At 71.0% G+C, this 20,847-nt stretch carries 25 protein-coding genes, 1 tRNA gene and 2 pseudogenes; 13 read left to right on the forward strand and 15 right to left on the reverse strand.

Annotation, left to right across the window (positions count from 1 at the left end):
- The first annotated feature begins 23 nt into the window (after nt 1–23).
- Nucleotides 24–179: a DUF2080 family transposase-associated protein gene (locus tag DJ74_RS15960; protein WP_094527893.1), complete on the forward strand. Its 156-nt coding sequence runs from the start codon at nt 24–26 to the stop codon at nt 177–179.
- A complete protein-coding gene (locus tag DJ74_RS15965) occupies nt 176–1,471 on the forward strand; it encodes an RNA-guided endonuclease TnpB family protein (protein ID WP_094527894.1) in 1,296 nt (431 codons plus the stop codon). The genes DJ74_RS15960 and DJ74_RS15965 overlap by 4 nt, the downstream gene beginning before the upstream one ends.
- Nucleotides 1,472–1,548: 77 nt before the next feature.
- Here DJ74_RS15965 and DJ74_RS15970 read toward each other — a convergent pair whose 3' ends face one another.
- From DJ74_RS15970 to DJ74_RS16000, 7 genes and pseudogenes are all read right to left on the reverse strand, one after another.
- Entirely contained in the window at nt 1,549–2,100 is a 552-nt protein-coding gene (locus DJ74_RS15970; RefSeq protein ID WP_094527895.1) for a hypothetical protein, read from the reverse strand.
- Nucleotides 2,101–2,421, reverse strand: coding sequence for a hypothetical protein (locus DJ74_RS15975; protein WP_170938244.1), 321 nt, complete (start codon nt 2,419–2,421; stop codon nt 2,101–2,103).
- Between the two features lie 172 nt (nt 2,422–2,593).
- Complete coding sequence (locus tag DJ74_RS15980; protein ID WP_094527896.1) at nt 2,594–2,887, reverse strand: chorismate mutase; 294 nt, start codon at nt 2,885–2,887, stop codon at nt 2,594–2,596.
- Nucleotides 2,888–2,902: 15 nt separating this feature from the next.
- A complete protein-coding gene (locus DJ74_RS15985; RefSeq protein WP_094527897.1) occupies nt 2,903–3,814 on the reverse strand; it encodes a shikimate kinase in 912 nt (303 codons plus the stop codon).
- Nucleotides 3,815–3,935: 121 nt separating this feature from the next.
- The gene (locus DJ74_RS15990; RefSeq protein WP_094527898.1) at nt 3,936–4,544 is read right to left on the reverse strand and encodes a hypothetical protein; all 609 of its coding nucleotides are present in this window, start codon (nt 4,542–4,544) and stop codon (nt 3,936–3,938) included.
- A 53-nt stretch (nt 4,545–4,597) separates the two neighbouring features.
- Nucleotides 4,598–5,060: pseudogene (locus tag DJ74_RS15995) on the reverse strand (hypothetical protein).
- On the reverse strand, nt 5,060–6,394 hold the full coding sequence (locus DJ74_RS16000; RefSeq protein ID WP_094527899.1) for a hypothetical protein: 1,335 nt from the start codon (nt 6,392–6,394) through the stop codon (nt 5,060–5,062). Before DJ74_RS16000 ends, DJ74_RS15995 begins: the two are co-directional and overlap by 1 nt.
- 137 nt (nt 6,395–6,531) lie before the next feature.
- Here DJ74_RS16000 and DJ74_RS16005 point away from each other — a divergent pair, with 137 nt between their 5' ends.
- The 5 genes from DJ74_RS16005 (at nt 6,532) to DJ74_RS16025 (ending at nt 8,538) form a co-directional block, all read left to right on the forward strand.
- Nucleotides 6,532–6,990: a DUF5796 family protein gene (locus DJ74_RS16005; RefSeq protein ID WP_094527900.1), complete on the forward strand. Its 459-nt coding sequence runs from the start codon at nt 6,532–6,534 to the stop codon at nt 6,988–6,990.
- Complete coding sequence (locus DJ74_RS16010) at nt 6,987–7,226, forward strand: hypothetical protein (protein WP_094523439.1); 240 nt, start codon at nt 6,987–6,989, stop codon at nt 7,224–7,226. Before DJ74_RS16005 ends, DJ74_RS16010 begins: the two co-directional genes overlap by 4 nt.
- Nucleotides 7,227–7,326: 100 nt before the next feature.
- Entirely contained in the window at nt 7,327–7,680 is a 354-nt protein-coding gene (locus DJ74_RS16015) for a ferredoxin (protein WP_094523436.1), read from the forward strand.
- Nucleotides 7,681–7,765: 85 nt separating this feature from the next.
- Nucleotides 7,766–7,850 (forward strand) — tRNA-Leu (locus tag DJ74_RS16020).
- 376 nt (nt 7,851–8,226) lie between these two features.
- Nucleotides 8,227–8,538 carry a HalOD1 output domain-containing protein gene (locus DJ74_RS16025; RefSeq protein WP_170938245.1) on the forward strand — a complete coding sequence of 104 codons (312 nt, stop codon included), beginning with the start codon at nt 8,227–8,229 and terminating at the stop codon, nt 8,536–8,538.
- A gap of 184 nt (nt 8,539–8,722) precedes the next feature.
- On the opposite strand, the gene DJ74_RS16030 is transcribed toward DJ74_RS16025, so the two are convergent.
- The gene (locus DJ74_RS16030; protein WP_094523432.1) at nt 8,723–9,163 is read right to left on the reverse strand and encodes a MoaD/ThiS family protein; all 441 of its coding nucleotides are present in this window, start codon (nt 9,161–9,163) and stop codon (nt 8,723–8,725) included.
- Nucleotides 9,164–9,232: 69 nt separating this feature from the next.
- Between DJ74_RS16030 and DJ74_RS16035 the strand changes: the two are divergent.
- Nucleotides 9,233–10,084 (forward strand): annotated as a pseudogene (locus DJ74_RS16035) (cbb3-type cytochrome c oxidase subunit I); the annotation flags it as partial.
- Nucleotides 10,085–10,173: 89 nt separating this feature from the next.
- On the opposite strand, the gene DJ74_RS16040 reads toward DJ74_RS16035, so the two are convergent.
- Nucleotides 10,174–10,620: a hypothetical protein gene (locus tag DJ74_RS16040; RefSeq protein ID WP_094527901.1), complete on the reverse strand. Its 447-nt coding sequence runs from the start codon at nt 10,618–10,620 to the stop codon at nt 10,174–10,176.
- A gap of 82 nt (nt 10,621–10,702) precedes the next feature.
- On the opposite strand from DJ74_RS16040, the gene DJ74_RS16045 reads away from it, so the two are divergent.
- Entirely contained in the window at nt 10,703–11,530 is an 828-nt protein-coding gene (locus tag DJ74_RS16045; protein ID WP_094527902.1) for a BtpA/SgcQ family protein, read from the forward strand.
- 18 nt (nt 11,531–11,548) lie between these two features.
- Here DJ74_RS16045 and DJ74_RS16050 read toward each other — a convergent pair whose 3' ends face one another.
- Genes DJ74_RS16050 through DJ74_RS16070 form a run of 5 tightly spaced genes read right to left on the reverse strand, consistent with a single transcriptional unit; the run spans nt 11,549 to nt 14,461 of the window.
- Complete coding sequence (locus DJ74_RS16050) at nt 11,549–12,589, reverse strand: carbohydrate kinase family protein (RefSeq protein ID WP_094527903.1); 1,041 nt, start codon at nt 12,587–12,589, stop codon at nt 11,549–11,551.
- Nucleotides 12,590–12,616: 27 nt separating this feature from the next.
- Nucleotides 12,617–13,150, reverse strand: a complete 534-nt coding sequence (locus DJ74_RS16055) for a nucleoside deaminase (RefSeq protein WP_094527904.1) — start codon at nt 13,148–13,150, stop codon at nt 12,617–12,619.
- 58 nt (nt 13,151–13,208) lie between these two features.
- A complete protein-coding gene (locus tag DJ74_RS19320) occupies nt 13,209–13,565 on the reverse strand; it encodes a hypothetical protein (RefSeq protein WP_094527905.1) in 357 nt (118 codons plus the stop codon).
- Nucleotides 13,566–13,574: 9 nt separating this feature from the next.
- Nucleotides 13,575–14,279: a hypothetical protein gene (locus tag DJ74_RS16065; RefSeq protein ID WP_094527906.1), complete on the reverse strand. Its 705-nt coding sequence runs from the start codon at nt 14,277–14,279 to the stop codon at nt 13,575–13,577.
- A gap of 2 nt (nt 14,280–14,281) precedes the next feature.
- Nucleotides 14,282–14,461 carry a zf-TFIIB domain-containing protein gene (locus tag DJ74_RS16070; RefSeq protein ID WP_094522008.1) on the reverse strand — a complete coding sequence of 60 codons (180 nt, stop codon included), beginning with the start codon at nt 14,459–14,461 and terminating at the stop codon, nt 14,282–14,284.
- Nucleotides 14,462–14,622: 161 nt separating this feature from the next.
- Here DJ74_RS16070 and DJ74_RS16075 point away from each other — a divergent pair, with 161 nt between their 5' ends.
- The 4 genes from DJ74_RS16075 to DJ74_RS16090 all read left to right on the forward strand — a co-directional run bounded on the left by DJ74_RS16075 (nt 14,623) and on the right by DJ74_RS16090 (nt 20,219).
- Nucleotides 14,623–15,573: a permease gene (locus DJ74_RS16075; protein ID WP_094527907.1), complete on the forward strand. Its 951-nt coding sequence runs from the start codon at nt 14,623–14,625 to the stop codon at nt 15,571–15,573.
- Nucleotides 15,574–16,004: 431 nt separating this feature from the next.
- Entirely contained in the window at nt 16,005–16,871 is an 867-nt protein-coding gene (locus tag DJ74_RS16080; protein ID WP_094522006.1) for a PHP domain-containing protein, read from the forward strand.
- A 94-nt stretch (nt 16,872–16,965) separates the two neighbouring features.
- Nucleotides 16,966–18,255, forward strand: a complete 1,290-nt coding sequence (glp, locus tag DJ74_RS16085) for a gephyrin-like molybdotransferase Glp (RefSeq protein ID WP_094527908.1) — start codon at nt 16,966–16,968, stop codon at nt 18,253–18,255.
- A complete protein-coding gene (locus tag DJ74_RS16090) occupies nt 18,252–20,219 on the forward strand; it encodes a molybdopterin biosynthesis protein (RefSeq protein ID WP_094527909.1) in 1,968 nt (655 codons plus the stop codon). Before glp ends, DJ74_RS16090 begins: the two co-directional genes overlap by 4 nt.
- On the opposite strand, the gene DJ74_RS16095 is transcribed toward DJ74_RS16090, so the two are convergent.
- Entirely contained in the window at nt 20,189–20,650 is a 462-nt protein-coding gene (locus DJ74_RS16095; protein WP_094527910.1) for a PaaI family thioesterase, read from the reverse strand. The two genes, DJ74_RS16090 and DJ74_RS16095, sit on opposite strands and share 31 nt — an antisense overlap.
- Nucleotides 20,651–20,847 lie beyond the last annotated feature (197 nt).

Genomic DNA, 20,847 nt, shown 5'->3' on the forward strand with positions numbered 1-20,847 from the left:
ATATCCAAAGGATATACACAGGTATGGCGAATAGCTTTGAAATCGACGGCGAGGAAGTTATTGACGGCGAGGTCAAGCCGTTCGGGAATAGCGCCCACGTCACCGTCCCCAAACGGTGGCGAGGGGCCGACGTGAAAGTCGTCCGAACCTCAGAACCCACCGATCAAGACGAAGAATGACTGACTCACAGACCCTCGTCAAGACGCTGGACTTCCAACTCGACATCCAGAGTGACAACGAGGGTCTGCTGTACGACGCCACGCTCGAAACCCGCCGAGTGTACAACGAAACCATCCAGCTCGCCAAAGAGGGCGTAGACTGGGATTCAATTTCGCCTCGCCTCGAAGACGATGCCGACCTCGTGAAGAACACGACCCAACGCATCGTCGCCAAGGCACTCGGGGCAATGGAGAACTACTACGAGTACGACGACTTCGGCAAACCCAGCCACACAAAGGATGGCACGTACCCGCTCCGGGCGAACTACAAGGAGGGCTACAACCTGTCGCTCACCGATGACGGCGACGTGGCGTTCCGTATCAGCGCGAAACCCTACAAACACGTCAAGGGCGTCCTTGACGGAAGTGATGCTCATCTCGATCTTCTCAAGACCGCGCTCACGGGCGACGAGTGGACGGTCACAACGTCCGAGACGCTGTGGCGTGACGGTGAGCCGGAACTCCACGTCAATATCCGCAATAGCGAGCAGACCGTTCGAGACAAGCAAGACTCGCGGACGGTCGTTGGTGTGGACGTGAACGAGGACAACGTGGCCCTTACCGCACTCTCAGAGGATGGCGTCGAAGACACGCTGGTCATCGACTTCCCCGAGATCAAGTTCGAGCGCCATCGCTACTTCACGATGCGAAAGCGCGTGCAGAACGCAGAGAAGTCAAGTATGCACGACACGCTGGAAGGGCGTGAGGAACGGTTTGTTCATGACCGACTCCACAAGGTGTCTCGGCACGTCGTGGAGTGGAGTCGTCAGTTCGAGAAGCCGTGCATCGTCTTTGAAGACCTCAAAGAGATGCGCGACAGTATCGACTACGGCACGCGGATGAACCGACGCTTGCACCACCTCCCGTTCCGCGCCCTCCAGTTCTATACGTCGTACAAGGCAGCATTCGAGGGGATTCCGACGGGTTGGATTAACCCGGAGTACACGAGCCAACGGTGTCCGATGTGCGGGCACACGGAGCGAGCGAACCGGAACAAGAAGCGGTTCAAATGCCGGTCGTGTTCCCATCAAGACCATAGCGACCGGAGTGCAAGCGTCAACATCGCCGTGAAAGGCATCAAGAAGCATCAAGATTGGAATGTGCCCGCTCTCAACAGCCTTCCCCAAGTTCGGAAGGTGCGACGGCGGGCATCGGGGGCCGTGGACGCCCCGACCGCAACCCACTCGTCCGTTCGAGACGACCGTGACCCATCTCGGGGTGTGGCGTCGAGGACGGTGGGAGTGTCCGATTAAACTGCGGGAAGACAGAAGCCTCGGGGCTTGACCCCGAGGCGGTTCACGGAGAGTCGTTCCGATCGGCTAGCGCGTGTCTAACGAGTCGATCCCTTCGGATCGGGTTGCTCGTTATTGCGTTGCTGTCGAAGCGTAGACCGCGCCCGCTCGACGTAGGAGTTCGACGACCAACTGCGAGCGTCACTCATCTCGGCCAAGAACTCGTCGGCAGCGTCCGGCGAGATCGCGTCGTTGCGAACCAGCGCGGTGAGGAGGATGGGCGTCGTGACGAGGCGGGTCTCGGCCAGCGAGGCGTGGACGAGCGCAAGCCGATTGAATTCGTCGCAGATCAGTTGTACGGCGTCGATATCGTTCGCCAGCGTAACCGCCGCGTTCTCGCCATCGTCCAGGGGGAACGTCTCGTCTAGTTCGACGGAACGAGTCTCGAACGCAGAGCGACGGTCGAGAACCGCCTGTGCCGCCTCACCGGATGCGTCGTCGTAGGACGCAGTCTCGGTGAGTTCGTCGATGACCTGCTCTGGGACGACCACGGTGTGCGAATCGAGGAGGAGGTCGAGTGGATTCGGTGAGCCCCCCGCCACCGTCCCGAGGCTTACGAGAGCCGACGTGTCGGCGACTATCAGAACCATCTACGAGTCGGCCAGCTCCTCCGCGACCTCGTCCACGAATTCGTCGGTCAGTTGCTCTTTCAACAGGTGGAAGTTGGCGGCCTCCTCGTGCCCGACGAGGTCTTTCAGTTCCTCGAACGTGATATCGTCGTCGTAGAAGGCCTCCGCGATCTCCTGTTTCACCTCGTCGGAGTGCGCGGCGTCCCGCAGGTAGTCCCGAAGCGCGGAGATGAGGATGTCCGTCCGATCCGTCTCGAACACCGCAGCGAGCGCGTCGGCCCGGTTTACTAGTCCCCTCGGTGCACGGAACTGGACGCGCTTCTTTTCGGACTCGGAACTCATATGTGTACATTGTGAGCACAGAGCCAAAACGCTTGCCCTCTTGTCACTACCACATCCTTCGGAGCCACCGCGGACATGGTGTTTTTCATCGAGTCTGAATCGAAAGAGCAGCTATCGGAAGGTGATTCGGCAGCCAAACCGGCAACAAACGGCCTAAGATACCTGTTTGTAGCTACCGAGACTCGCGCTGCTCAACTTTGTTCAGCTCGATCAGCAGCCGGAAGATCGCTTTCACGAGGTTGGCGTCGACGTCGAACCGCTCGGCGTTCTCGCCTGCGCGCTCCATGACGCGCTCCTCTTGGCCCTCGTCGGTCGTCGGGAGGTCGCGCTCCTCCTTCACGGCCGCCACGGTGTCCGCGACGTACGTCCGGCGGGCGATCAGTTCGACGATCTCTCGGTCGATGTCCTCGATCTCGTGTCGCAGTTCGTCGAGACTCCGGTCGTCAGCGTTCGGTGTGTCACTCATTGGTAGATGGGATTGTCACTCGACGGCCGCGCCGTCGTTCCTCGTGGTCGTCCGCCGCAGCGTTCCGGGGCGCTCGCCCCACGCGTCGGCGAGCGCGTCGAGGTCGGTCGCCGGGTCGGTCGGGTCCGCGACGGCGACGACGCTCGGTCCGGTGCCCGACAGCGACACCCCGGTCGCGCGCGGCATCGCCTCGACCGCGGGGTCGGCGTCGAACCCGAGCGCGGCCGAGAAGGCGAGGCCGTTGACGGTCATCGCCTCGGCGTACCGGCCGTCCAGCGCGAGGTCGGCCACGAGGTCCGCCATCGGCGCGACCGCCTCGCAGCGGGCCACGTCCGCGTCCGCGCTGTAGGCGCGCTCGGGCGGGGTCCACACGAGCACGTCCCAGTCGACGGCCTCGCGCGACCGGAGCTCGTCGCCAGCGTTGTCGGTGACGGTCACGCCGCCGAGCATCGAGGCGGTCGCGTCGTCGAACGCACCGGTGACGGTCACGCCCGCCTCGCGGGCCGCGCGCACGCCCAGCCGGCAGGCCTCCAGCCGGGTGACGTCGGCGGCCGGGTCCGGGTCGCCGACGTCCCCGTCGCTTCCGTCCCCCACACGCAGTCCGAGCGCGTCGCAGGTCGCGAGCACGGTCGCGTTCGCGGCCGCGCTGGAGCTCTTGAGCCCGGCCGCGAGGGGCACGTCGCTGTCGGTCCGAACGGTGCCGCCCTCGCCGTCGCCCCACCGCTCGGTCGCGAGCGCGACGCAGCGCTCGATCAGGGCGGAGTCCGCGTCGGGGTCCTCGGCGATGGTCCCGTCGACGCCCTCGGCCGCCGGGTCGAGCGCGACGCTGGCCCGGGTCTCGACGTCGATGCCGAAGGCCGCGCCGGTGCCCGTCGCGAGCGCGTTCAACACGGTGCCGGCGCCGAGCGCCGCGGCCCGTCCCTCCATGCACTCACGGCTCGCGAGCGCGGACAAAGAGGTAGCGATCACGGCGAGACTCTCGGCGGCGCGGCCGGCGGCGTAGCACGCGGGTACGACGGCGCGGCACGGGGGGCCGGGGCGGCTCGGCTCAGACCGGCTCCGCGCGCCGCACCGCGGCGTCGACCTCGTACCAGTCCACGTCGGCCGGGACGTCCGTCTCCCGACTCCGGAACGTGATCGAGACGTCGAATCGGCGGACCCCGTCGCCGAACCGGTTTCCGGACGGGAACCGCTCCGTGTCGTACGCGAAGCCGGCCGAGTCGCGCTCGGCCGAATTCGGGCGTGTCGCGTACGCATCGGCGCGGAACTCGACCGTACCGTACGTGAACCGCCCCCGGTTCTCGACGGTGAGCCGAGCGTCGACGGTCGTCTCGTACCCCTCGTCGGCCACGTCGAGCACCTCGGCGTTCGCGACGACCAGCCCCGAGCCGTCCGGACCGACGGCGTCGGGGACTGAATCGTCGTCGACCTGGTCGGTGCCCTCTCGGTCGGGTTCGGACCGGTCGGCGGTCGAGCCGTCACCGCCGGTCCCCCCGTCCGTTCCCGTCTCGGCGTCGCTCTCGGACTCACCCCCGTCCGCGCCGGCGTCCGGCTCCGCGACCCCGTCCCCGCCGTCCCCCGACTCCACGAGACAGCCGGCGAGCAGGCCGGGGACGGAAGCGGCGAGCAACCGCCGCCGAGAGAGCGATCGCCTCACGGCTCCCTCCTCGCCGCCGCCCGAGGGTGCGGTGGGTCTCGGTCCCGCATCGGTCACCCCGTCACCGACCCGAGCGCGCCGGACGCCGCGCCGACGACGGCGGCGACGACCGCGGTCGTGAGCACCGGTCCGAGCGCGTCGGCGATCCCGTGCGCCTGCGTGGCGGCCTCGCCCTGCGAGGCGACGACGAGGACGACGACGAGGAGCCCGTATATCAGCGCGCCGACCCCGCCGCGCGACCCCCGACGTCGCGGCCGCCCCCTGGACGTCGTACGCCCGCGACCCGAATAGCACGCCGAGGACGCCCGCGAGGAGCGGCGCGCCGACCAGGGCGGCGGCGGTGACGGCGAGGTACGACTGCGCGACGAACACCGGTCCGAACCGCGCGGTCTCGCCGGTCGCGGCCGTCGCGAGCGCGGCCTCCGCCCAACCCGTCCCGACCGCGGCGACGAGCCCGACGCCGACGCCGGCCACTGAGAACACCGCCGCCGTGAGGCCGACTCCGTTCGCGTTCATCAGACCGCCCCCCATCCGTCGGCCAGCCGCCCCTGCCACCCGGCGCGCTCCTCCCACGCGTCGCCGGAGAACCCGGCGGCGAGCAGGAACTCGCCGGCCCGCACGACGTAGCCGTACTGGACCCCGGCGTGCTCGTCGAAGCCGTAGCGCTCGCCCTCGGCCTCGTCGTGGTAGAGCCGGTGCCAGCGAGCGGGTCCGTCGTCGGCGCCGGTCTCGTCGCCGTCGGCCGATCCGCCGTCGCCGTCCGCCGAGCCGTTCCCGGAGAAGTCCGAGCCGGCGGCCGTGGCGCCGGGATCGATCGGCGCCCGCCCCTCGGTCGACGCGTCGGCGAGAACCGCCACCAGCCGCTCGCTCGCGGTGTCGGCGTCCGGGTAGCGCTGGACGTACAGGGGCGTTCCGTCCAGCTCGGAGGCCCACCCCTCGAACGTCTCGCTCGGACGGTTGCCGGCGGACGGGCGGTCCGCGAACGCGACGAACAGCTCATCGGTCCGGTCTTCGCTCCGCGGTACCGGTCCCAGCCGGGCGCGGAGCTCCTCGCGCCGGTCCGCCCCGAACGCCCCGCCGTAGATCCGCGGGATGCGGGAGCGGTCGTACCGGTCGTCGTCGTACGGCTCGTGCGCGAACGCCGCGAATCCGCGGCTCGCGAGCGCGACCTCGACGAACGCGGTCCCCCGGACCTCCCGCCGCCGCTCGTCGCCCTCGGGGAGGGGGTACAGCAGTCGGTCGAGCAGCCGGTTGTGGATCGGGTCCCGGGAGAACGCCTCCGCGACGTAGATCGCGGTGCCGATGCTCGCGAACCCTCGGCGCATGCGGTCGAGCTCCTCTAAGAACCGGTCGACGTCGTTCCGGGGCGCGACCGTTCGGAGCTCCTCGACGTGGCGCCGCGCTCGCCCGCGGATCCGGGCCTCCGGGTGGAAGTGCGGCTCCAGGGCCTCGGCCGCGCGATCGGCGGCGGCGCGTGCGGCGGCGTCCAAGCGGTCAACCATTTCGACGGTCACCGCGTCGCTCTCGTCGGCCGCCGCGCGGACGGCGTCCACCTCGGCGACGACGCCGGCGATCGCGTCCCTGTACGTCGCGACCGCGTCGGCGTACTCGGTCGCGAACCAGACCGCGTCGTCGACCACGTTCCGCGTCGCCGCCGCGAGCGACTCGTTCAGGACCGGATCGGGGTCGTCGAGTTGCTCGTCGCCGGGAGGATCAGGTTCGCCGTCGTCGCCGTCGGTCGCGTCCGGGGCCGCGTCGGGGTACTCGACGCCGCGAACGCCGAGACACCCCGCGGCCCCGGCGGCGATCCCGACGCCGGCGCCGAGCAGGCCCCGTCGCGTCCGTTGCATACGGTACTCTCCCGTCGGTGGGGACTTAAATGTGGGATGCCCGATTCTCGAAAGTGAGTGCGCGCCGCACGTCGCCGTGGACCGTCCGGCCGCCGCCGAGCGCGCCCCTTTTGAGGCGGGCGACCCGAGCGGCGCGTATGTCAGCGCCTTCACGCAGCGACGTCCCGCCGACGTCGATCGGGATCGACCTCCGCGAGGAGGGAGTCGTCGTCGAGTACCTCGACGGGCGGAAGACCCTCTACCGCGGCGCTCCGGACGCGGTGGAGGGTTCGGTGACTGCCGGTCCCGGCAAGGAGACCCACGTGCTCGTCACCGACCCGACCGAGACCGAGGGCGTGATGACCTACGTCAACGACTACAACACCGACGACGAGATCCTGGAGGACTCCGGCGTCGGTCGCGTCATGGTCGAGGAGGGCGAGCGGGAAGAGGTGTTCCCCGGCGTGATCGTCGGCCGGACCGACCAGCGAAACGAGGTGATCGCGGACCCCGAGATCGCCGGCGGCCGCGTGTTCGTCTTCGTCGAGGACGGCTGGACAGAGGGGAGCTTCGAGATCGTCGAGGGCCCCGAGGACGGGCTCGACGCGCACCGGTGAGCCTCGCGAAGCCCTGGCGCGACCTCGACCGCTCGACGGTCGGAAGCGCCCCGACTCGGTACGCGCTGTACGAACTCGGAGACGCCGACGGCGACACGGTCGGGTTCGGCACCGGCGTGCTCCGCGACGAGCTGAAGGAGGCGCTGGCGTACGGGGACGCGGCCAAGGTGCGGTGGGAGCTCGCGGACTCGGCCGAACACGCGGAGCGGCTGCTCGCGGAGCACGTCGACGCGTGAGCGAGGGGCCGAGCCGCGGCGCGCCCCCGGCCTCCGGAACGGGCTGCACTCGCGGGGAACGACCGACAGAGGAAAGTCCAGCGGTCGCCGATGGGCAGGTATGAGCGAGGACGCGGACGCCGACGGCGACGAGGCGGTGCGCGCGAGCGACATCGGCGGCGAGGGGCCGCCGGTCGAGGAGAAGCCGTACAAGATCGTGTTCGAGGCCAACAAGTGCTTCGGAGCGGGGAAGTGCGCCGAGGTCGCCGACAACTGGGTGATGGACATCCAGAGCGGGATGGCGCAGCCGCGGTCGTACTACATCGGCGAGGACGAACTGGAGGAGAACGTAAGGGCGGCGGAGGTCTGTCCCGCCAAGAAGGAACGGGGCGTCATCCACGTCGTCGACCGGCGGACCGACGAGGAGATAGCGCCGAACCCGCACGGCGACGGGACGCTCTCGGTCGACTGGTAACGGGGACCGCCACCGACGGACCGGCCTCCGGACGGCGCCGCCTATCCGAAAGGGGTTTCACCCCGCCGCCGGAACCGAAATCCGCGCGGGGGTGGCTGAGCCTGGCCAAAAGCGGCGGACTTAAGATCCGCTCCTGTAGAGGTTCGAGGGTTCGAATCCCTTCCCCCGCATTCCTGCTGCGAGCGATTCGCGAGCAGCAGGAATCAGAAAGACGGGTTCGAACCCAGAAAGTCGGAGCCCGGACCGGCGAGCGCAGCGAACCGCATGCCCGGAACGTCTTTCGTTGGTTCGAATCCCTTCCCCCGCATGCTGTCGCGAGCACTCCGCGAGCGACAGCACTGGGCCGAGAAGGGGTTCGAATCAGGGAAGGACGCGAGCGTAGCGAGCGGCGTGACCGCGGTTCGAATCCCTTCCCCCGCATATCGCGGCGCTCACCGACAGATGATGTCAGTATTCTGGCCAAATATATCCGGTGCAAACGACTTATGCCTCGGTCCCTGACAGCCTGTGTTAGAATCGTAACCCGAGTCTTGTAATACAGCCACAATGAATATTGAAACAAACCGGGACGGAGACGTCCCTGTGTACAAAGTCGATCTGAACGAGGCCGCCGATCAGTCTACGAGCTATACAGTAGTCGAAAGTATTGCAGACTTGACCGACCGAGACCCGGGCGACCTCGAACCGCTGTGGGATAGCGTCGATCCGGAGGCGTTGGACTCGTTCGTCGGCCACGCGAGCGAATCCTCGACGCCGTATCGACTCGCGTTCCAGTATCAGGGATACACGGTCGAGGTCGTCGAGAACCGGTGGCTCCGACTCGTCCCGAACGAGGAACCGGCCGCGTTCGCGAAGTAGCTTCGAACGGCGGCGACTACCGGCCGCCACCCGAGCGCCAGGCTCCTCTTGGTCTATCTGTCGCTCCAGACTACCAGGCCTGTCCAGAATACCGGCCCCTCCTCACTCGTCAGTGAACGGAGTGACTCGGTCGTGAGTACGTCCAGAGAAGCGGTTTCCGGGGAGCCGTACCGACGCAATTCGACTAACAACAGAACATGAACGGGTAGACGAGGGCGACGCGGTCGCCCGCTTCTAACGTCGTGTCGAAGCCGTTCTCGTTCTCGTTGAAGTGGCCGTTCACGAGGATCCGGGCGTAGGCGGTGGTCTGCTCACCGACCGGGTTCTTCGTCCACGTGCCGGGAAGCTCCTCGGGCGCCGGCGCCCACCCGCTGTGGGTCGCGTCCGCCTCGGTCTCGGCGATGAGCATGTCCTGTAGCTCGGGGTACTCCTCGAACAGCTCGTCGAGGAACGCGCGGAGGGTGTCGCCCTCGAACGTGTACTCGAACTCGTACTCGCCGAGCTCCGTGCGGACGTGCCCGGTACAGCGCACCGTGACCGTCGTCTCGGCTTCCGTTTCCCCTCCGGCCGCGGCGTCCGGCGCGCTCTCGACGGCGGGCTCTGCCGCCTGCTGACTCGAGGTCATACCGTTCTGTAAGGCGTCTCGGGGCGTAAGCCCCGTTGCGAACATGTTCGGCACCATTCGGGCCGCCGCCACATGTGGGTCGAGGGCGCCTTCGAGTTCTTCATCGTCGCCATCATCGGGCTCACGCTCGTCTCGATGAACCTCCTCACCCGACGCAGCGCCGAGAAGTCGGTCATGCTGCAGGCGCTGCTGGTAATGGGCACCGGCGTCATCGGGGTCTCCCACCACTACTGGTGGGTCGGCATGCCCGACTACTGGGCGCCGATCGGGAGCGTCTTCTCGACGCTGGAGCTGCTCCCGCTGATCTTCATCCTCTACGAGGCGATCGGTCAGTACCGGGCGATGACCGCCTCGGGCGGGTTCCCCTACACGCTCCCGTTCATGTTCATCGTCGCCAGCGGGGTGTGGAACTTCGTCGGCGCAGGCGTGCTCGGCTTCTTCATCAACCTCCCGCTGGTCAACTACTACGAGCACGGCACCTACCTCACCGTCGGCCACGCCTACGCCGCGATGTTCGGCGCGTTCGGGTTCCTCGCGCTCGGGATGGTCGCGTACGTGCTCCAGCTGTCGATCGACCCCGAGCGCTGGGACGGCTCGTGGCTCCGCGCGTCGTTCTGGCTCTGGAACGTCGGGCTCGCGCTGATGGTGTTCGTCTCCGTGCTCCCGGTCGGGTTCCACCAGCTCGACGTCGCGTTCACCGAGAGCTACGCGGCGGCCCGGAGCCTCGCGTTCTACGAGCGGCCGCTCGTCCAGTCGCTGTTCTGGGCGCGGCTCCCCGGCGACACGCTGCTTATCGCCGGTACCGCCGTCTACGCCGCCGACGTGGCTCGGAAGCGCTTCGCGCTCCGGCGCTCCGAGGACGACCCGACCGTCGACGACATGGCCGTCGCGGAGGGGATCGTCGGCGGCGACGACGACTGACCGGAAACCTTGGTTTTAATCCTCGATCAGTTGTTTAGAATCCAGTTCCGTCGGCGACGGAGCGACCGCTCATCAAAGCCGGTCGCTCATCAAAGCCGGTCGCTCACCGCGCGGCGGATTCGGTCGATGAACCCCGAGTCGTCGGCGGAGCGAGGGTCGGAGAGCTCCCAGTCGGCCTTCTCGGCCGCCTCGCCGATCGGGCGGTACTCGAAGCCGACGTGGGTCGCGACGCGGCGGTCGGACGGAGAGGTCCCGACGAAGACGTGCCGCGGCGTGTCGGCCTCGTCGTAGACGTCGCCGAGCGTCCCCCACTTGTCCCAGTTGCGGAGCGCGTAGTCGTTCTCGACGCCGTGCTCGCGGACGAACCGCTCGACAGCTTCGGCGTCGTTCGCGACGATCCCGACGTACCGGCTCCACCGGCGGGCCTCGGCGAACGCCGCCTCGGGGTCAGCGAGCCGCCGCGCAGCGCCGAGCGAGAGGACGAGCGTCAGCTCGCCGCTCCGGGTCACGGGGTCGGCGTCGACGTCAAGGCTCATGACCGTTCGTCCCGAGTTCGACCCGGACCGACTAAACCGTGTGGGGAGGCTTATGAGGGGAGCGGGCGTCGCTGGGGGTGACATGGAGTTCGAGGCCACCTTCGGCACGGACGCGCCGGTGATCGGCATGGTACACCTCCCGCCACTCCCGGGCGCGCCGAAGGCGCCGGCGGACGGCGCCCGCGCGATGCGGGACGCGCTCGACCGCGCCGCGGCCGACGCCCGCGCCCTCGACGGCGGCGGCGTCGACGGGATCATGATCGAGAACTTCGGCGACGCCCCCTTCTACCCGGACGACGCCCCGAAACACGTCGTCGCGGCCGTCACCCGCGCCGCGACCGCTGTCGCCGACGAGACGGACCTCCCGCTCGGGATCAACGTCCTCCGGAACGACGCCGAGGCCGCGCTCTCCGTCGCGGCCGCGGTCGGCGCCGACTACGTTCGGGTGAACGTCCACACCGGCGCGCGGGTCACGGACCAGGGGGTCGTGCAGGGGCGGGCCCACGAGACGCTCCGGCTCCGGGACGCGCTCGGCGTCGACGTCGGGGTGTTCGCCGACACCGACGTGAAACACTCCGCCCCGCTGTCGGCCGAGGGGTACACCGCGGAGTCGTTCGCCGACACCGCCGAGCGCGGGCTCGCCGACGCCGTGATCGCCTCCGGACGGGGAACCGGCGAGGCGACGGACCCGGAGGCGCTGGAGGCGGTCGTCGCCGAGCGCGACGCGCACGGGCTCGACACGCCGGTCCTCGTCGGGAGCGGGGTGAGCGCGGAGACGGTCGCCGGGACGCTGTCGGTCGCCGACGGCGTCATCGTCGGCACGGCGCTCAAGGAGGGCGGCGAGACCACCGCGCCCGTCGACGCGGACCGGGTCGCCGAGCTCGTCTCGCGGGCCGACGAGGCGCGCTGAGGTCGCCCTCGGTCCGGGTCAGTCCCGTTCGGCGAGGAACCGCGCGACCGCTTCGCGGGTCGGGAGCCCGCCCTGCGCGAACCGCTCCGTGCAGTTGATCGCGGCGACCGCGGCCGCGAACCGGACGCCGTCCGCGACGCTCTCGGAGCCCGCGGCGTCGGCGCCGGCCCCGTCGCGCCCGCCGGCCCCGTCGCGCCCGCCGGCGACCCACTGATCGATCAGCCCGGCGACGAACGCGTCGCCGGCCCCCGTCGCGTCGGCCACGTCCACGTCGAACGCCTCGAACCGCCGGACCGCTCCGTCGGCGATCACGGTCATCCCGTCGGCGCCGTGCGTGAGGACGGCGCGCGGCCAGTCCGCCTCGGCGCCGCCGGGAACCGCGCCGCCCGCGTCGACTCGCGCCCGCTGCGCGGCCGCGCCCCGTTCGACCGCGGCCGCCTCGTCTCCGAAGTAGGCCGCGGCGGCGACGTCGCCGGCGACGAACAGGTCGGCGGCGTGGAGGAGTCGGTGAATCGTCTCGGGCTCGGTGCCGCGGCCGACGAGCTCCTCGACGGGGCCGGAGAGGTCGAAGACGAGCGCGGGCGGGTCGCGGGCCGACTCGACGAGGCCGAGGACGTCCCGCGAGACCGCGTCGGGCGTGTAGCCGGTGAGGAAGGCGACGTCGGCCGCGGCGATCGCCTCGCGGTCGGCGGTCGAGAGCCGGAGCTCGCGGAAGCTCTCGCCAGTCGTGACGATCGCGCGCTCCCCGTCGGGCGCGCTGAGGATGAGCGACCGGGTCGACGGGTCGTCGCCGACCCGCACGCGCGAGGCGTCCACGCCGGTCTCGGCGAGGTACTCGCGCGCCCGGCGGCCGTACTCGTCGTCGCCGACGCGGCTGACGAGGCCGACGTCGCGGCCGAGGCGGTCGAGCGCGACGGCGACGTTCGCGCCCACGCCGCCGAACGCGCTCGTCACCTCGCCCGCGAACGCGCCGCCGTCCGGCTCGGGGATGTTGCTGACGGCGTACCACTCGTCTATCGCCGCGGCGCCGACCACGACGGTCTCGGGGTCGCCGGTCATCGCGCCGGCGGGTGTCGACCCCGCACGCTACGACTCCCCCGCGGGTCCGGCCCCGTAGAACGACTCGTGGAGCGCCATCGCGGCCTCGGTCGCGATCGGCCCCTCAACGGTCGTCTCGCCGCCGGCGCGGCGGATCACCTCCTCGCAGGGGACGGTGACGACGCCGCCGGTGAGCCCGTCGAGCGTCTCGCCCGAGACGCCGAAGACGACCCGGTCGATCCCCGCGTAGTGGACCCCGGTCGCGCACATCGGACAGGGCTCCGTGCTGGCGTACATCGTGCAGCGCGCCCGCTCGTCGGGGTCCAACTCGCGGGCGGCGCGCCGCGCGAGCGTCAGCTCCGGGTGCGCGGCCAGGTCGTCCTCGGTCCGCGTCTCGTTGCGCGCCTCGGCGACGACCTCGCCGTCGACGACGAGGAGCGCCCCGAACGGGGTGTTCCCGCGCTCCACCGCCTCCTCGGCGAGTTCGATCGTCCGGTCGACGAACGCGCGGTCGCGGGCGGCCGCACCCTCGCCGTCGGCGTCGCTCTCGGCCTCGCGGTCGCCCTCGTTGGGGTCGGTCATACGGGCGTGTTCGGGCCGGGGCACCTAACGTTTCGTGCGGCGGACGGCGACGGAGCGATCAGGGCGCGTCTCGGTCGTCGCCGCCGGCCCCGTCGGCGTCGACCCCGTCAGCGTCGACCTCGTCAGCGTCGACCCCGTCAGCGTCGACCTCCGTCTCACCGCCGGCCGGGGCGCCGTCGTGCGATCGCCTGACGTCCCGGAGCGCGTCGACGGCGTCGTCGGTCGCCGCGGTCCTGGTCTCGGTCGCGGCGCTCGGGTCGAGACCGGTCGGCTCGTCGCCCGCGTCGCTCCCGTCGGCGTCGCTCTCATCCGCACCGCTCTCGTCGGCACCGGACTCCTCGGCCGGCGACTCGCCGCGCTCGTCGCCGCCGAGAACCCCGCCGATCCACGCGCGCAGTCTGGACAGCAGTCCCATCGGTTCGCGTCAGTAGTTCCTGAACAGCACCGCGCGCACGTCGTCTTTGGTGCGCGCCGTCTCGACGTCGCCGTCGGGCAGTTCGACCTCGTACCGCGCGTCGCCGTCCGCCTCCCGCCACTTGTCGTCGTGGGTGTCGAGGAGGCTCATCATCGCGTTAAGCTGGCTGGCGCCGGCGTCGCCCTCGCTCTCGGTCTCCGCCTCGTCGTCCGCCGGCTCCGGCGTCTCGCTCTCGTCGGAGGGAGCCGGTTCGGACGCGTCGTCGCCGAGGTCGACGTCGACCCACGAGAACGGGTCCGCCGACAGCGACTCGGCCGCGTCGAGGACCGCGTCGACCAGCTCCGCCTTCGTCATGTCGCTGCGGCCGATCACGTCGAACGCGGCCGCGATCTCGTACAGGTCCGCCTCCTCGGCGGCGTCCGGGTCGCCGTGCCGGCGCGGGCGCGACTCGAGCCGCTCGCGCGTGCGATCCCGGTCGAACGCCGTCTCGTCTCCCGGGGCCGCGCGCGCCGCGTCGTCCGTTCGATCGCCGCCGAGCGCGGCCGGGTCCGCCTCGCGTTCGGGGTCGTCGACGGCGTCGGCCAAGTCCAGGAGGTACGCGAGCGTGTCCCCCGTGTCGACCGAGGCGTACGGCCCGGCGTGGGCCGCGGTCAGTTCCTCGCGGAGCGCCTCGATCCGGTCGCGGTCGTCGTCGGTGATCTCGATGGTCGGCATGGTCAGTCGTGTTGCTCCTGAAAGCGCGCGAACGCCTCCTCCCAGCTCTCGGCGAGTCGCGGCTCGCCCGAGTGGTCGGCCTCGACGCCGGCGTAGCCGCAGTCGTCGCAGGCGACCGCCGTCGCCCCGCCGAGCGCGAACGTCGACAGCGTCGTTCCGCAGCGAGGGCAGTCGAGTGACACGGGCTATCGCCTGAAGGGTGGACCCGTGCCCTCAAAAGCGCACGGGGTGACGCGGGCGGAGCGACGCGACCGGGGGTGACGCGGTCGGGCTTCGCGCCGCCCGCGGCGCGACCGCGGGCTCGCGGGGTAACAATCATTAGAGTCGGCGGCGACCCTCCCGTATGAGCGAATCGAACGCGGAGAACCGCCTGCTGGAGTACTACCGGCGCTACGTCGGCGACCCCGACCGAGCGATCGACGTGTACGCGGGGTTCGGGCTCTTCTTCGCCGGGATCGGGCTCGGACTGGTCGGCGTCGCGATCTTCTTTTACAGCGCGACGCTCCCGTCCGAGGCGCTGTCGACGTACGCGGTCCGGGAGGTCGCCGCCGTCGCCGCCGCGGTCGGGCTGCCCGCACTCCTCCTCGGCGTCGTCGTACTGCTCCCCGTCGACCGGCGGATGGTGTACCTCGCCGGCGTCGGCACCGCGATCACCCTCGTCGCCGTCGGGCTGTTCACCTGGGCGTACCCGTACTACTGGAACGTTCCCGACACCGACTACAGCGCGCAGGTGGTCGCGGTGTACACTCTCGGGCTCGTCGCCGTCATCGCCGCGACCGGCGGCGCGCTGGTCGCCCACCGCGTCGAGCGCGCGACGGGCGTCGCCGGCGGTGCGGCCGGAGGCGGCGCGGCCGGAGCCGGGTCCGCCGCGGGCGGCGTCGGCGACGACGGGACCGCCGGGGGCGCGGGCGGCGACGGCGACGCGGTCACCGACGCCGAGGTCCGAGCCGACATCAAGCGCGAGCTGGAGGACGCGGAGCTGACGTGGGGCGGCGTCGAGCGCACCGAGACCCGCCGGCTGGAGCTGGACACGAGCGCGGTGGACGACGTCGACGTCGACCGCGAGAAGCTGGCCGGATCCGCCACGGAGACCCGGACGAAGTCCGGGACCGTCAACGACGCGGTCTCGGAGCTGAAGGGGCTCCAGGGCGGCGAGAAGAAGACCGCGAGCGGCTCGGGGACCGACGACCAGGCCGCGAAGCTCCGCGAGCTCCGGGAGCAACAGCGCCAGGAGTCCGAGGCGAGCGACGAGGAGGGGTCGGTCGTCGACAGAATCAGAGGGCTGTTCGACTGAACGTTTTATAACTTGCGTCCGTCGCGGGATACGCTTCCGGAGTCGAGCGCGCTCAGTGAGAACCGATCGAGGACGGCTCGCAGAGCGCTTCCAGAGCGCTTCCAGAGCCCTTCCAAAGCGCTTCCAGAACTCTTCCAGAGCGCTTCCAGAGCCCTTCCAGAGCTCTTCCAGAGCGCCAGCCGCCTGTTTATAAATAGTTGAGTTCGGACCGCTGACGAACAGCTCCAAAGCCCGTACCGCGACCGCAGCCTCACGCCTCCCCAGCCTCGTCAGTCGCCTCCGCTTCGCTCCGGCGACTGACTCCCTCGCACGCGCTCCTCGCGGTCGCCGCGGGCGACCGCTCGGAGGCGCGCGCCGCGGCAGGGTTTCGTGATAACTGAGCGTCGGACGTCCTTCGCGCATTTAAGTATCTCCCGTCGCCTACTCCGGGTGTGTCCAGCGTCACGGTCAGCATCGACCCCCACGTTCACTCTGACGAGAGCTACGACGGCCACGAGCCGATCGAGCTCATCTTAGAGCACGCCGCGGAGATCGGTCTCGACGCGGTCGTGATCACCGACCACGACGTGATCGGCGAGTCGAAGCGGGCGGCCGAACTGGCCCCGGAGTACGGCCTGATCGGCATCCCGGGCGTCGAGGTGTCGACCGCGCACGGCCACCTGCTGGCGGTCGGCGTCGAGCGGATGCCGCCGCGCCGGCGCCCCTACGACGAGACGATCGCGTGGATCCACGAGCGCGGCGGAGTCGCGATCGTCCCGCACCCCTTCCAGCGCTCGCGTCACGGCGTCCGACAGCGGAACATCCCCGTCCCGGAGACGAGAGACGAGGAGGTCCTCGTCGCCGACGGCGACGGGATCGACGAGGTCGACGCCGTCGAGACGTTCAACGCGTGGCTGTTCACCGGCTACCGGAACCGCCGCGCGCGGCGCTTCGCCGCGAAGTACGACTACCCGGGCGTGGCCGCCAGCGACGCGCACCACCTGGAGTACGTCGGCCGAGCGTTCACCGACGTGGCGGTCGACGGGCGCGAATCGGTCGCCGACGTCACCGCCGATGACGTCCTCGACGCGATCCGGGAGGGGACGACCACGGTCGACGGTCGCCGCGCCCCGATCCGGATGGCCGCGAAGCACTACGTGGGCGCCGCGGGGCGCAAGTCCGGCTACTACGCCCGAACGAGCGCGGTCCGGAGCGCGACCGCGGCGCGGCGAGGGGCCGCCGAGACGCTCTCGGCCGCCCGGGTCGCGGCGATTCAGGGCACCCACCGCGCGGCACGGGTCCTCTCGTGGATCACCTGAGGCGACCGCGACGGCGGTGAGCCCGCGGTCGGAGCCCGGCGAGGCGACCGCCAGGGGAGCGGGGTTTTTGCACGCGGGCCCGAAACGAACGCCCATGAGCCACGACAGACGCGAGGCCGGCTTCAAGCGGCGGACCCGCGTCGCGGACGCGCTGGCGACGCTGCTGGACGCCGCCGAGCCGCACGGCCGGACCGAGTCGCTGCCGACGGCCGACGCCGACGGGCGGGTCGTCGCCGAGCCGATCGACGCGCCGGCGCCGGTCCCGAGCTACGACCGGGCGGCGATGGACGGGTACGCGGTCCGCGCCGAGGACACGTTCGGCGCCTCCGACCGCTCGCCGGCGGTGCTCCGCGCCGCGGGCACGGAGGCCGAGTCGGTCGCGCCCGGCGAGGCCGCGCGGGTCCACACCGGAAGCGCGGTGCCCGAGGGCGCCGACGCCGTCGTGATGATCGAACAGGTGGAGGAAGTCGGCGAGGAGGTCGAGGCGTTCGACGCCGTCGCGACCGGCGAGAACGTCGGCGAGGCCGGCGAGGACGTCGCCGACGGCCAGCGCCTCTTCGACGCGGGCCACGTCCTTCGCCCCTCCGACCTCGGGCTCCTGAAGTCGGTGGGGCTCGACGCGGTCCCGGTGTACGACCCCCCGACTGTCGCCGTGATCCCGACCGGCGAGGAGCTGGTCCAGTCCGACCCCGACCCGGGCGAGGTGATCGAGACGAACGGGCTGACCGTCTCGCGGTTAGTCGAGCGGTGGGGCGGCGAGGCGCGCTACCGCGACGTCGTCACCGACGACGAGGAGGCCCTCGCGGCCGCGGTGGAGGCCGACCTCGACGCCGACGTGGTCGTCACCACCGGCGGGTCGTCGGTCGGCGAGCGCGACCTGATCCCCGAGGTCGTCGACGGGCTCGGCGAGGTGCTCGTCCACGGCGTCGCCCTGAAGCCGGGCCACCCGGTCTGCCTCGGCGTCGCCGACGGCACGCCGGTCGTCTCCCTGCCCGGCTACCCGGTCGCCTGCATCGTCAACGCCGCGCAGTTCCTCCGGCCGCTCCAGAAGCGCGTCGGCGGGACGACCGCCGACCCCTTCCCGACGCGGCGCGCGGTCCTCGACCGGAAGGTACCGAGCGAGCCCGGGACGCGGACGTTCGCGCGGGTGGCGCTCTCCGAGCGCGAGGGCGACGAAGCGGACGGCGACGAGGGGGGAGACGGGGCGAACGACGGCGACGGGGGAGCGGCGAACCTCCCCGCCGCGACCCCGACGCGCGCGAGCGGTTCCGGCATCCTGTCGAGCGTCGCGCTCGCCGACGGCTGGGTCGTGGTCCCCGAGCCGCGGGAGGGCCTCGACGCCGGCGAGGTCGTCGACGTCGAGCTCTGGGAGGTGACGCCGTGAGCGACCGCAAGGAGTTCCGGGACCTCGCGACGCCCGCGGCCGCCCGCGAGGCGATCGGTTCGCTCGACCTCGCGCCGGAGTCGGAGACGGTCCCGCTGGCGGAGGCCCGCGGGCGCGTCCTCGCGGAGCGCGTCGACGCCGCGATCGACGTCCCCGGCTTCGACCGGGCGTCGATGGACGGGTACGCGGTCCGCGCCCGCGACACGTTCGGCGCGGACGAGGCCGACCCCGCGGAGCTCGACCTCGTCGGGGCGGTCCACGCCGGCGCCGCGCCAGAGGTGACGGTGGCGCCGGGCACCTGCGCCGAGGTCTCGACGGGCGCCGTGATGCCCGAGGGCGCAGACGCCGTGGTGATGGTCGAGCGGACCGACGAACTGGACGGCGAGGGGGAAGCGGGGGACGGAGACCGGCCCGACCGCATCGCGTTCCGGACCGCGGTCGCGCCCGGCGACCACGTGATGAGCGCCGGCGCGGACATCGCCGCGGGTGCCCGGGCGCTCGGTCCGGGAACGCGGCTCACGCCACGGGAGATCGGGCTCCTCTCCGCGCTCGGCGTCGACGAGGTCCCCGTCGAGGGGAAACCGCGGGTCGGGATCGTCTCGACCGGCGACGAGCTGGTCCGACCGGGCGAGTCGCTCGACCCCTCGCGCGGCGAGATATACGACGTGAACTCGACGACGATCGCCGCGGGCGTCGAGGAGGCGGGCGGCGAGTCGGTCCTCTACCCGCACGCGGGCGACGACTACGACGAGATGGAGCGGCTGCTCCGGCGCGCGGCCGACGAGTGCGACCTCGTGCTCTCCTCGGGGTCGACCTCGGCGAGCGCCGTCGACGTCATCTACCGGGTGATCGAGGAGCGGGGCGAGCTGCTGCTCCACGGCGTCGCGGTCAAGCCCGGCAAGCCGATGCTCGTCGGCCGCCTCGACCGCCGCGGCGACGAGAGCGGGTCGGCCGCGACCTCGGCGTACATCGGTCTCCCCGGGTACCCGGTCTCCGCGCTCACGATATTCCGGACGTTCGTCGCGCCCGCGATCCGCGAGGCGGCCGGCCGGCCCGAGCCCGCGACGGCGACCGTCGAGGGACGGATGGGGCTCGGCGAGCGATACGGGGAGGGACGCATGCGGCTGATGCCCGTCGGACTCCTCGACCTGGCCGACGGCGACCTCCCGCTCGTCTACCCGGTCGACAAGGGCTCCGGGGCGACGACGAGCCTCGTCGAAGCGGACGGCGTCGTCGCCGTCGACCCGGACACGGAGTACCTCGACCGGGGCGAGCGCGTCACCGTGCGGCTGTTCTCGCCCGAGGTGCGCCCACCGAGCCTGCTCGGCGTCGGCGAGGACGACCCGGCGCTCAACCGCCTGCTGGACCGCTTGGAGAACCCGCGGTACCTCCCGGTCGGCTCCCGCGAGGGGCTCCGGCGGCTGCGCGACGGCGTCCCGGACGTCGCGGTCGTCGCGGGACCGACCGACCGCGAGGTCGAGTCGGTCGAGCTCGGCGGCTGGACCCGCGAGTGGGGGCTCGTCGTCCCCGCGGGCAACCCGGCCGACGTGACTGGCCTCGAATCGGTCGTCGACCGCGACCTGCGGTTCGTCAACCGCCCGACCGACTCCGGGCTCCGGCGGAGCTTCGACGACGCGCTGGACGCGCTCGCCGACGAGCGGTCGACCTCGCGGAGCGAGCTGATCGAGGCCGTCGCGGGCTACGAGCTCACCGTGCGGGCGTTCGAGAGCCCGGTTCGGAAGGTGATCGCCGGCGACGCCGACGTCGGGGTCGGACTGCGCGAGACGGCGAAGCGGCTCGACTGCGAGTTCGTGTCGCTCGGCGAGCAGTCGGTCGTCGTCCGCGCGGCGCCCGACCGGGCCGAGCGCGACGCGGTAACCGAACTCGCGGGCGCGCTCGACGACCCGGCGGACCTCATCGACGGTCTCGCCGGCTACTCGCGGAACAGTCGGAACGACCCCTGACCGACGACGACCTCGTCGGTCTCGCCGTTGGTCGCGCTGGTGACGGTCATGTCGCTGACCCCGATCGACCCGCCGGACCTGACGATCGTCGCCTCGGCGCGGAGGTCTCCGGTCGCCGGGCGGAGGTAGTTCGCGTTGAGGTTCACCGTCGCGACGCCGCCCGAGAGCGGGTCCTCGAAGGCGGTGCGCTGGACGATTCCCCCGGCGGTGTCGACGAGCGTCGCCGCCACGCCGCCGTGGATGGTGCCGCCGTCGCTGTTCGTCAGCTTGTCGTCGTACGGTATCGAGAGGACGACCCGCCCCCGCTCGACGACGTCCACCGACGTGTTCAGCCACGAGAGGTAGCCGTGCTCCTCCTCGATTCGCCGTTCGACGAGCGCGACGGCTTCGGCCGGCAAGGGGTCCAAATCCGCGACGTCTGTCCGGTTCATACCTCCAACTCACGAGGGTCCCGCTTGTAGCCCCCGAAACGGGAAACAACTGGTCCGGGGTTGGCGCGCCGGCGGCGGTCGGGGACCGGTGTTTCGAGGTCCGCCCGGTCAGCGGTCTGACCGATCGCTCCGAGCCCGCCCGACCGCTCTTGTCCGATGCCGAGCCACCCGCCCCGTGACCTGACGCTTCGCCCGCG

This window comes from Halorubrum sp. Ea8 (assembly GCF_002252925.1).
Taxonomy (GTDB): domain Archaea; phylum Halobacteriota; class Halobacteria; order Halobacteriales; family Haloferacaceae; genus Halorubrum.

Excerpts from the sequence above, each read along its gene's own strand:
- DJ74_RS15960 (WP_094527893.1), top strand. The coding sequence starts at position 24 with ATGGCGAATAGCTTTGAAATCGACGGCGAGGAAGTTATTGACGGCGAG.
- DJ74_RS15965 (WP_094527894.1), top strand. The coding sequence starts at position 176 with ATGACTGACTCACAGACCCTCGTCAAGACGCTGGACTTCCAACTCGAC.
- DJ74_RS15970 (WP_094527895.1), bottom strand. The coding sequence starts at position 2,100 with ATGGTTCTGATAGTCGCCGACACGTCGGCTCTCGTAAGCCTCGGGACG.
- DJ74_RS15975 (WP_170938244.1), bottom strand. The coding sequence starts at position 2,421 with ATGAGTTCCGAGTCCGAAAAGAAGCGCGTCCAGTTCCGTGCACCGAGG.
- DJ74_RS15980 (WP_094527896.1), bottom strand. The coding sequence starts at position 2,887 with ATGAGTGACACACCGAACGCTGACGACCGGAGTCTCGACGAACTGCGA.
- DJ74_RS15985 (WP_094527897.1), bottom strand. The coding sequence starts at position 3,814 with ATGGAGGGACGGGCCGCGGCGCTCGGCGCCGGCACCGTGTTGAACGCG.
- DJ74_RS16000 (WP_094527899.1), bottom strand. The coding sequence starts at position 6,394 with ATGCAACGGACGCGACGGGGCCTGCTCGGCGCCGGCGTCGGGATCGCC.
- DJ74_RS16005 (WP_094527900.1), top strand. The coding sequence starts at position 6,532 with ATGTCAGCGCCTTCACGCAGCGACGTCCCGCCGACGTCGATCGGGATC.
- DJ74_RS16015 (WP_094523436.1), top strand. The coding sequence starts at position 7,327 with ATGAGCGAGGACGCGGACGCCGACGGCGACGAGGCGGTGCGCGCGAGC.
- DJ74_RS16025 (WP_170938245.1), top strand. The coding sequence starts at position 8,227 with ATGAATATTGAAACAAACCGGGACGGAGACGTCCCTGTGTACAAAGTC.
- DJ74_RS16030 (WP_094523432.1), bottom strand. The coding sequence starts at position 9,163 with ATGACCTCGAGTCAGCAGGCGGCAGAGCCCGCCGTCGAGAGCGCGCCG.
- DJ74_RS16040 (WP_094527901.1), bottom strand. The coding sequence starts at position 10,620 with ATGAGCCTTGACGTCGACGCCGACCCCGTGACCCGGAGCGGCGAGCTG.
- DJ74_RS16045 (WP_094527902.1), top strand. The coding sequence starts at position 10,703 with ATGGAGTTCGAGGCCACCTTCGGCACGGACGCGCCGGTGATCGGCATG.
- DJ74_RS16050 (WP_094527903.1), bottom strand. The coding sequence starts at position 12,589 with ATGACCGGCGACCCCGAGACCGTCGTGGTCGGCGCCGCGGCGATAGAC.
- DJ74_RS16055 (WP_094527904.1), bottom strand. The coding sequence starts at position 13,150 with ATGACCGACCCCAACGAGGGCGACCGCGAGGCCGAGAGCGACGCCGAC.
- DJ74_RS19320 (WP_094527905.1), bottom strand. The coding sequence starts at position 13,565 with ATGGGACTGCTGTCCAGACTGCGCGCGTGGATCGGCGGGGTTCTCGGC.
- DJ74_RS16065 (WP_094527906.1), bottom strand. The coding sequence starts at position 14,279 with ATGCCGACCATCGAGATCACCGACGACGACCGCGACCGGATCGAGGCG.
- DJ74_RS16075 (WP_094527907.1), top strand. The coding sequence starts at position 14,623 with ATGAGCGAATCGAACGCGGAGAACCGCCTGCTGGAGTACTACCGGCGC.
- glp (WP_094527908.1), top strand. The coding sequence starts at position 16,966 with ATGAGCCACGACAGACGCGAGGCCGGCTTCAAGCGGCGGACCCGCGTC.
- DJ74_RS16095 (WP_094527910.1), bottom strand. The coding sequence starts at position 20,650 with ATGAACCGGACAGACGTCGCGGATTTGGACCCCTTGCCGGCCGAAGCC.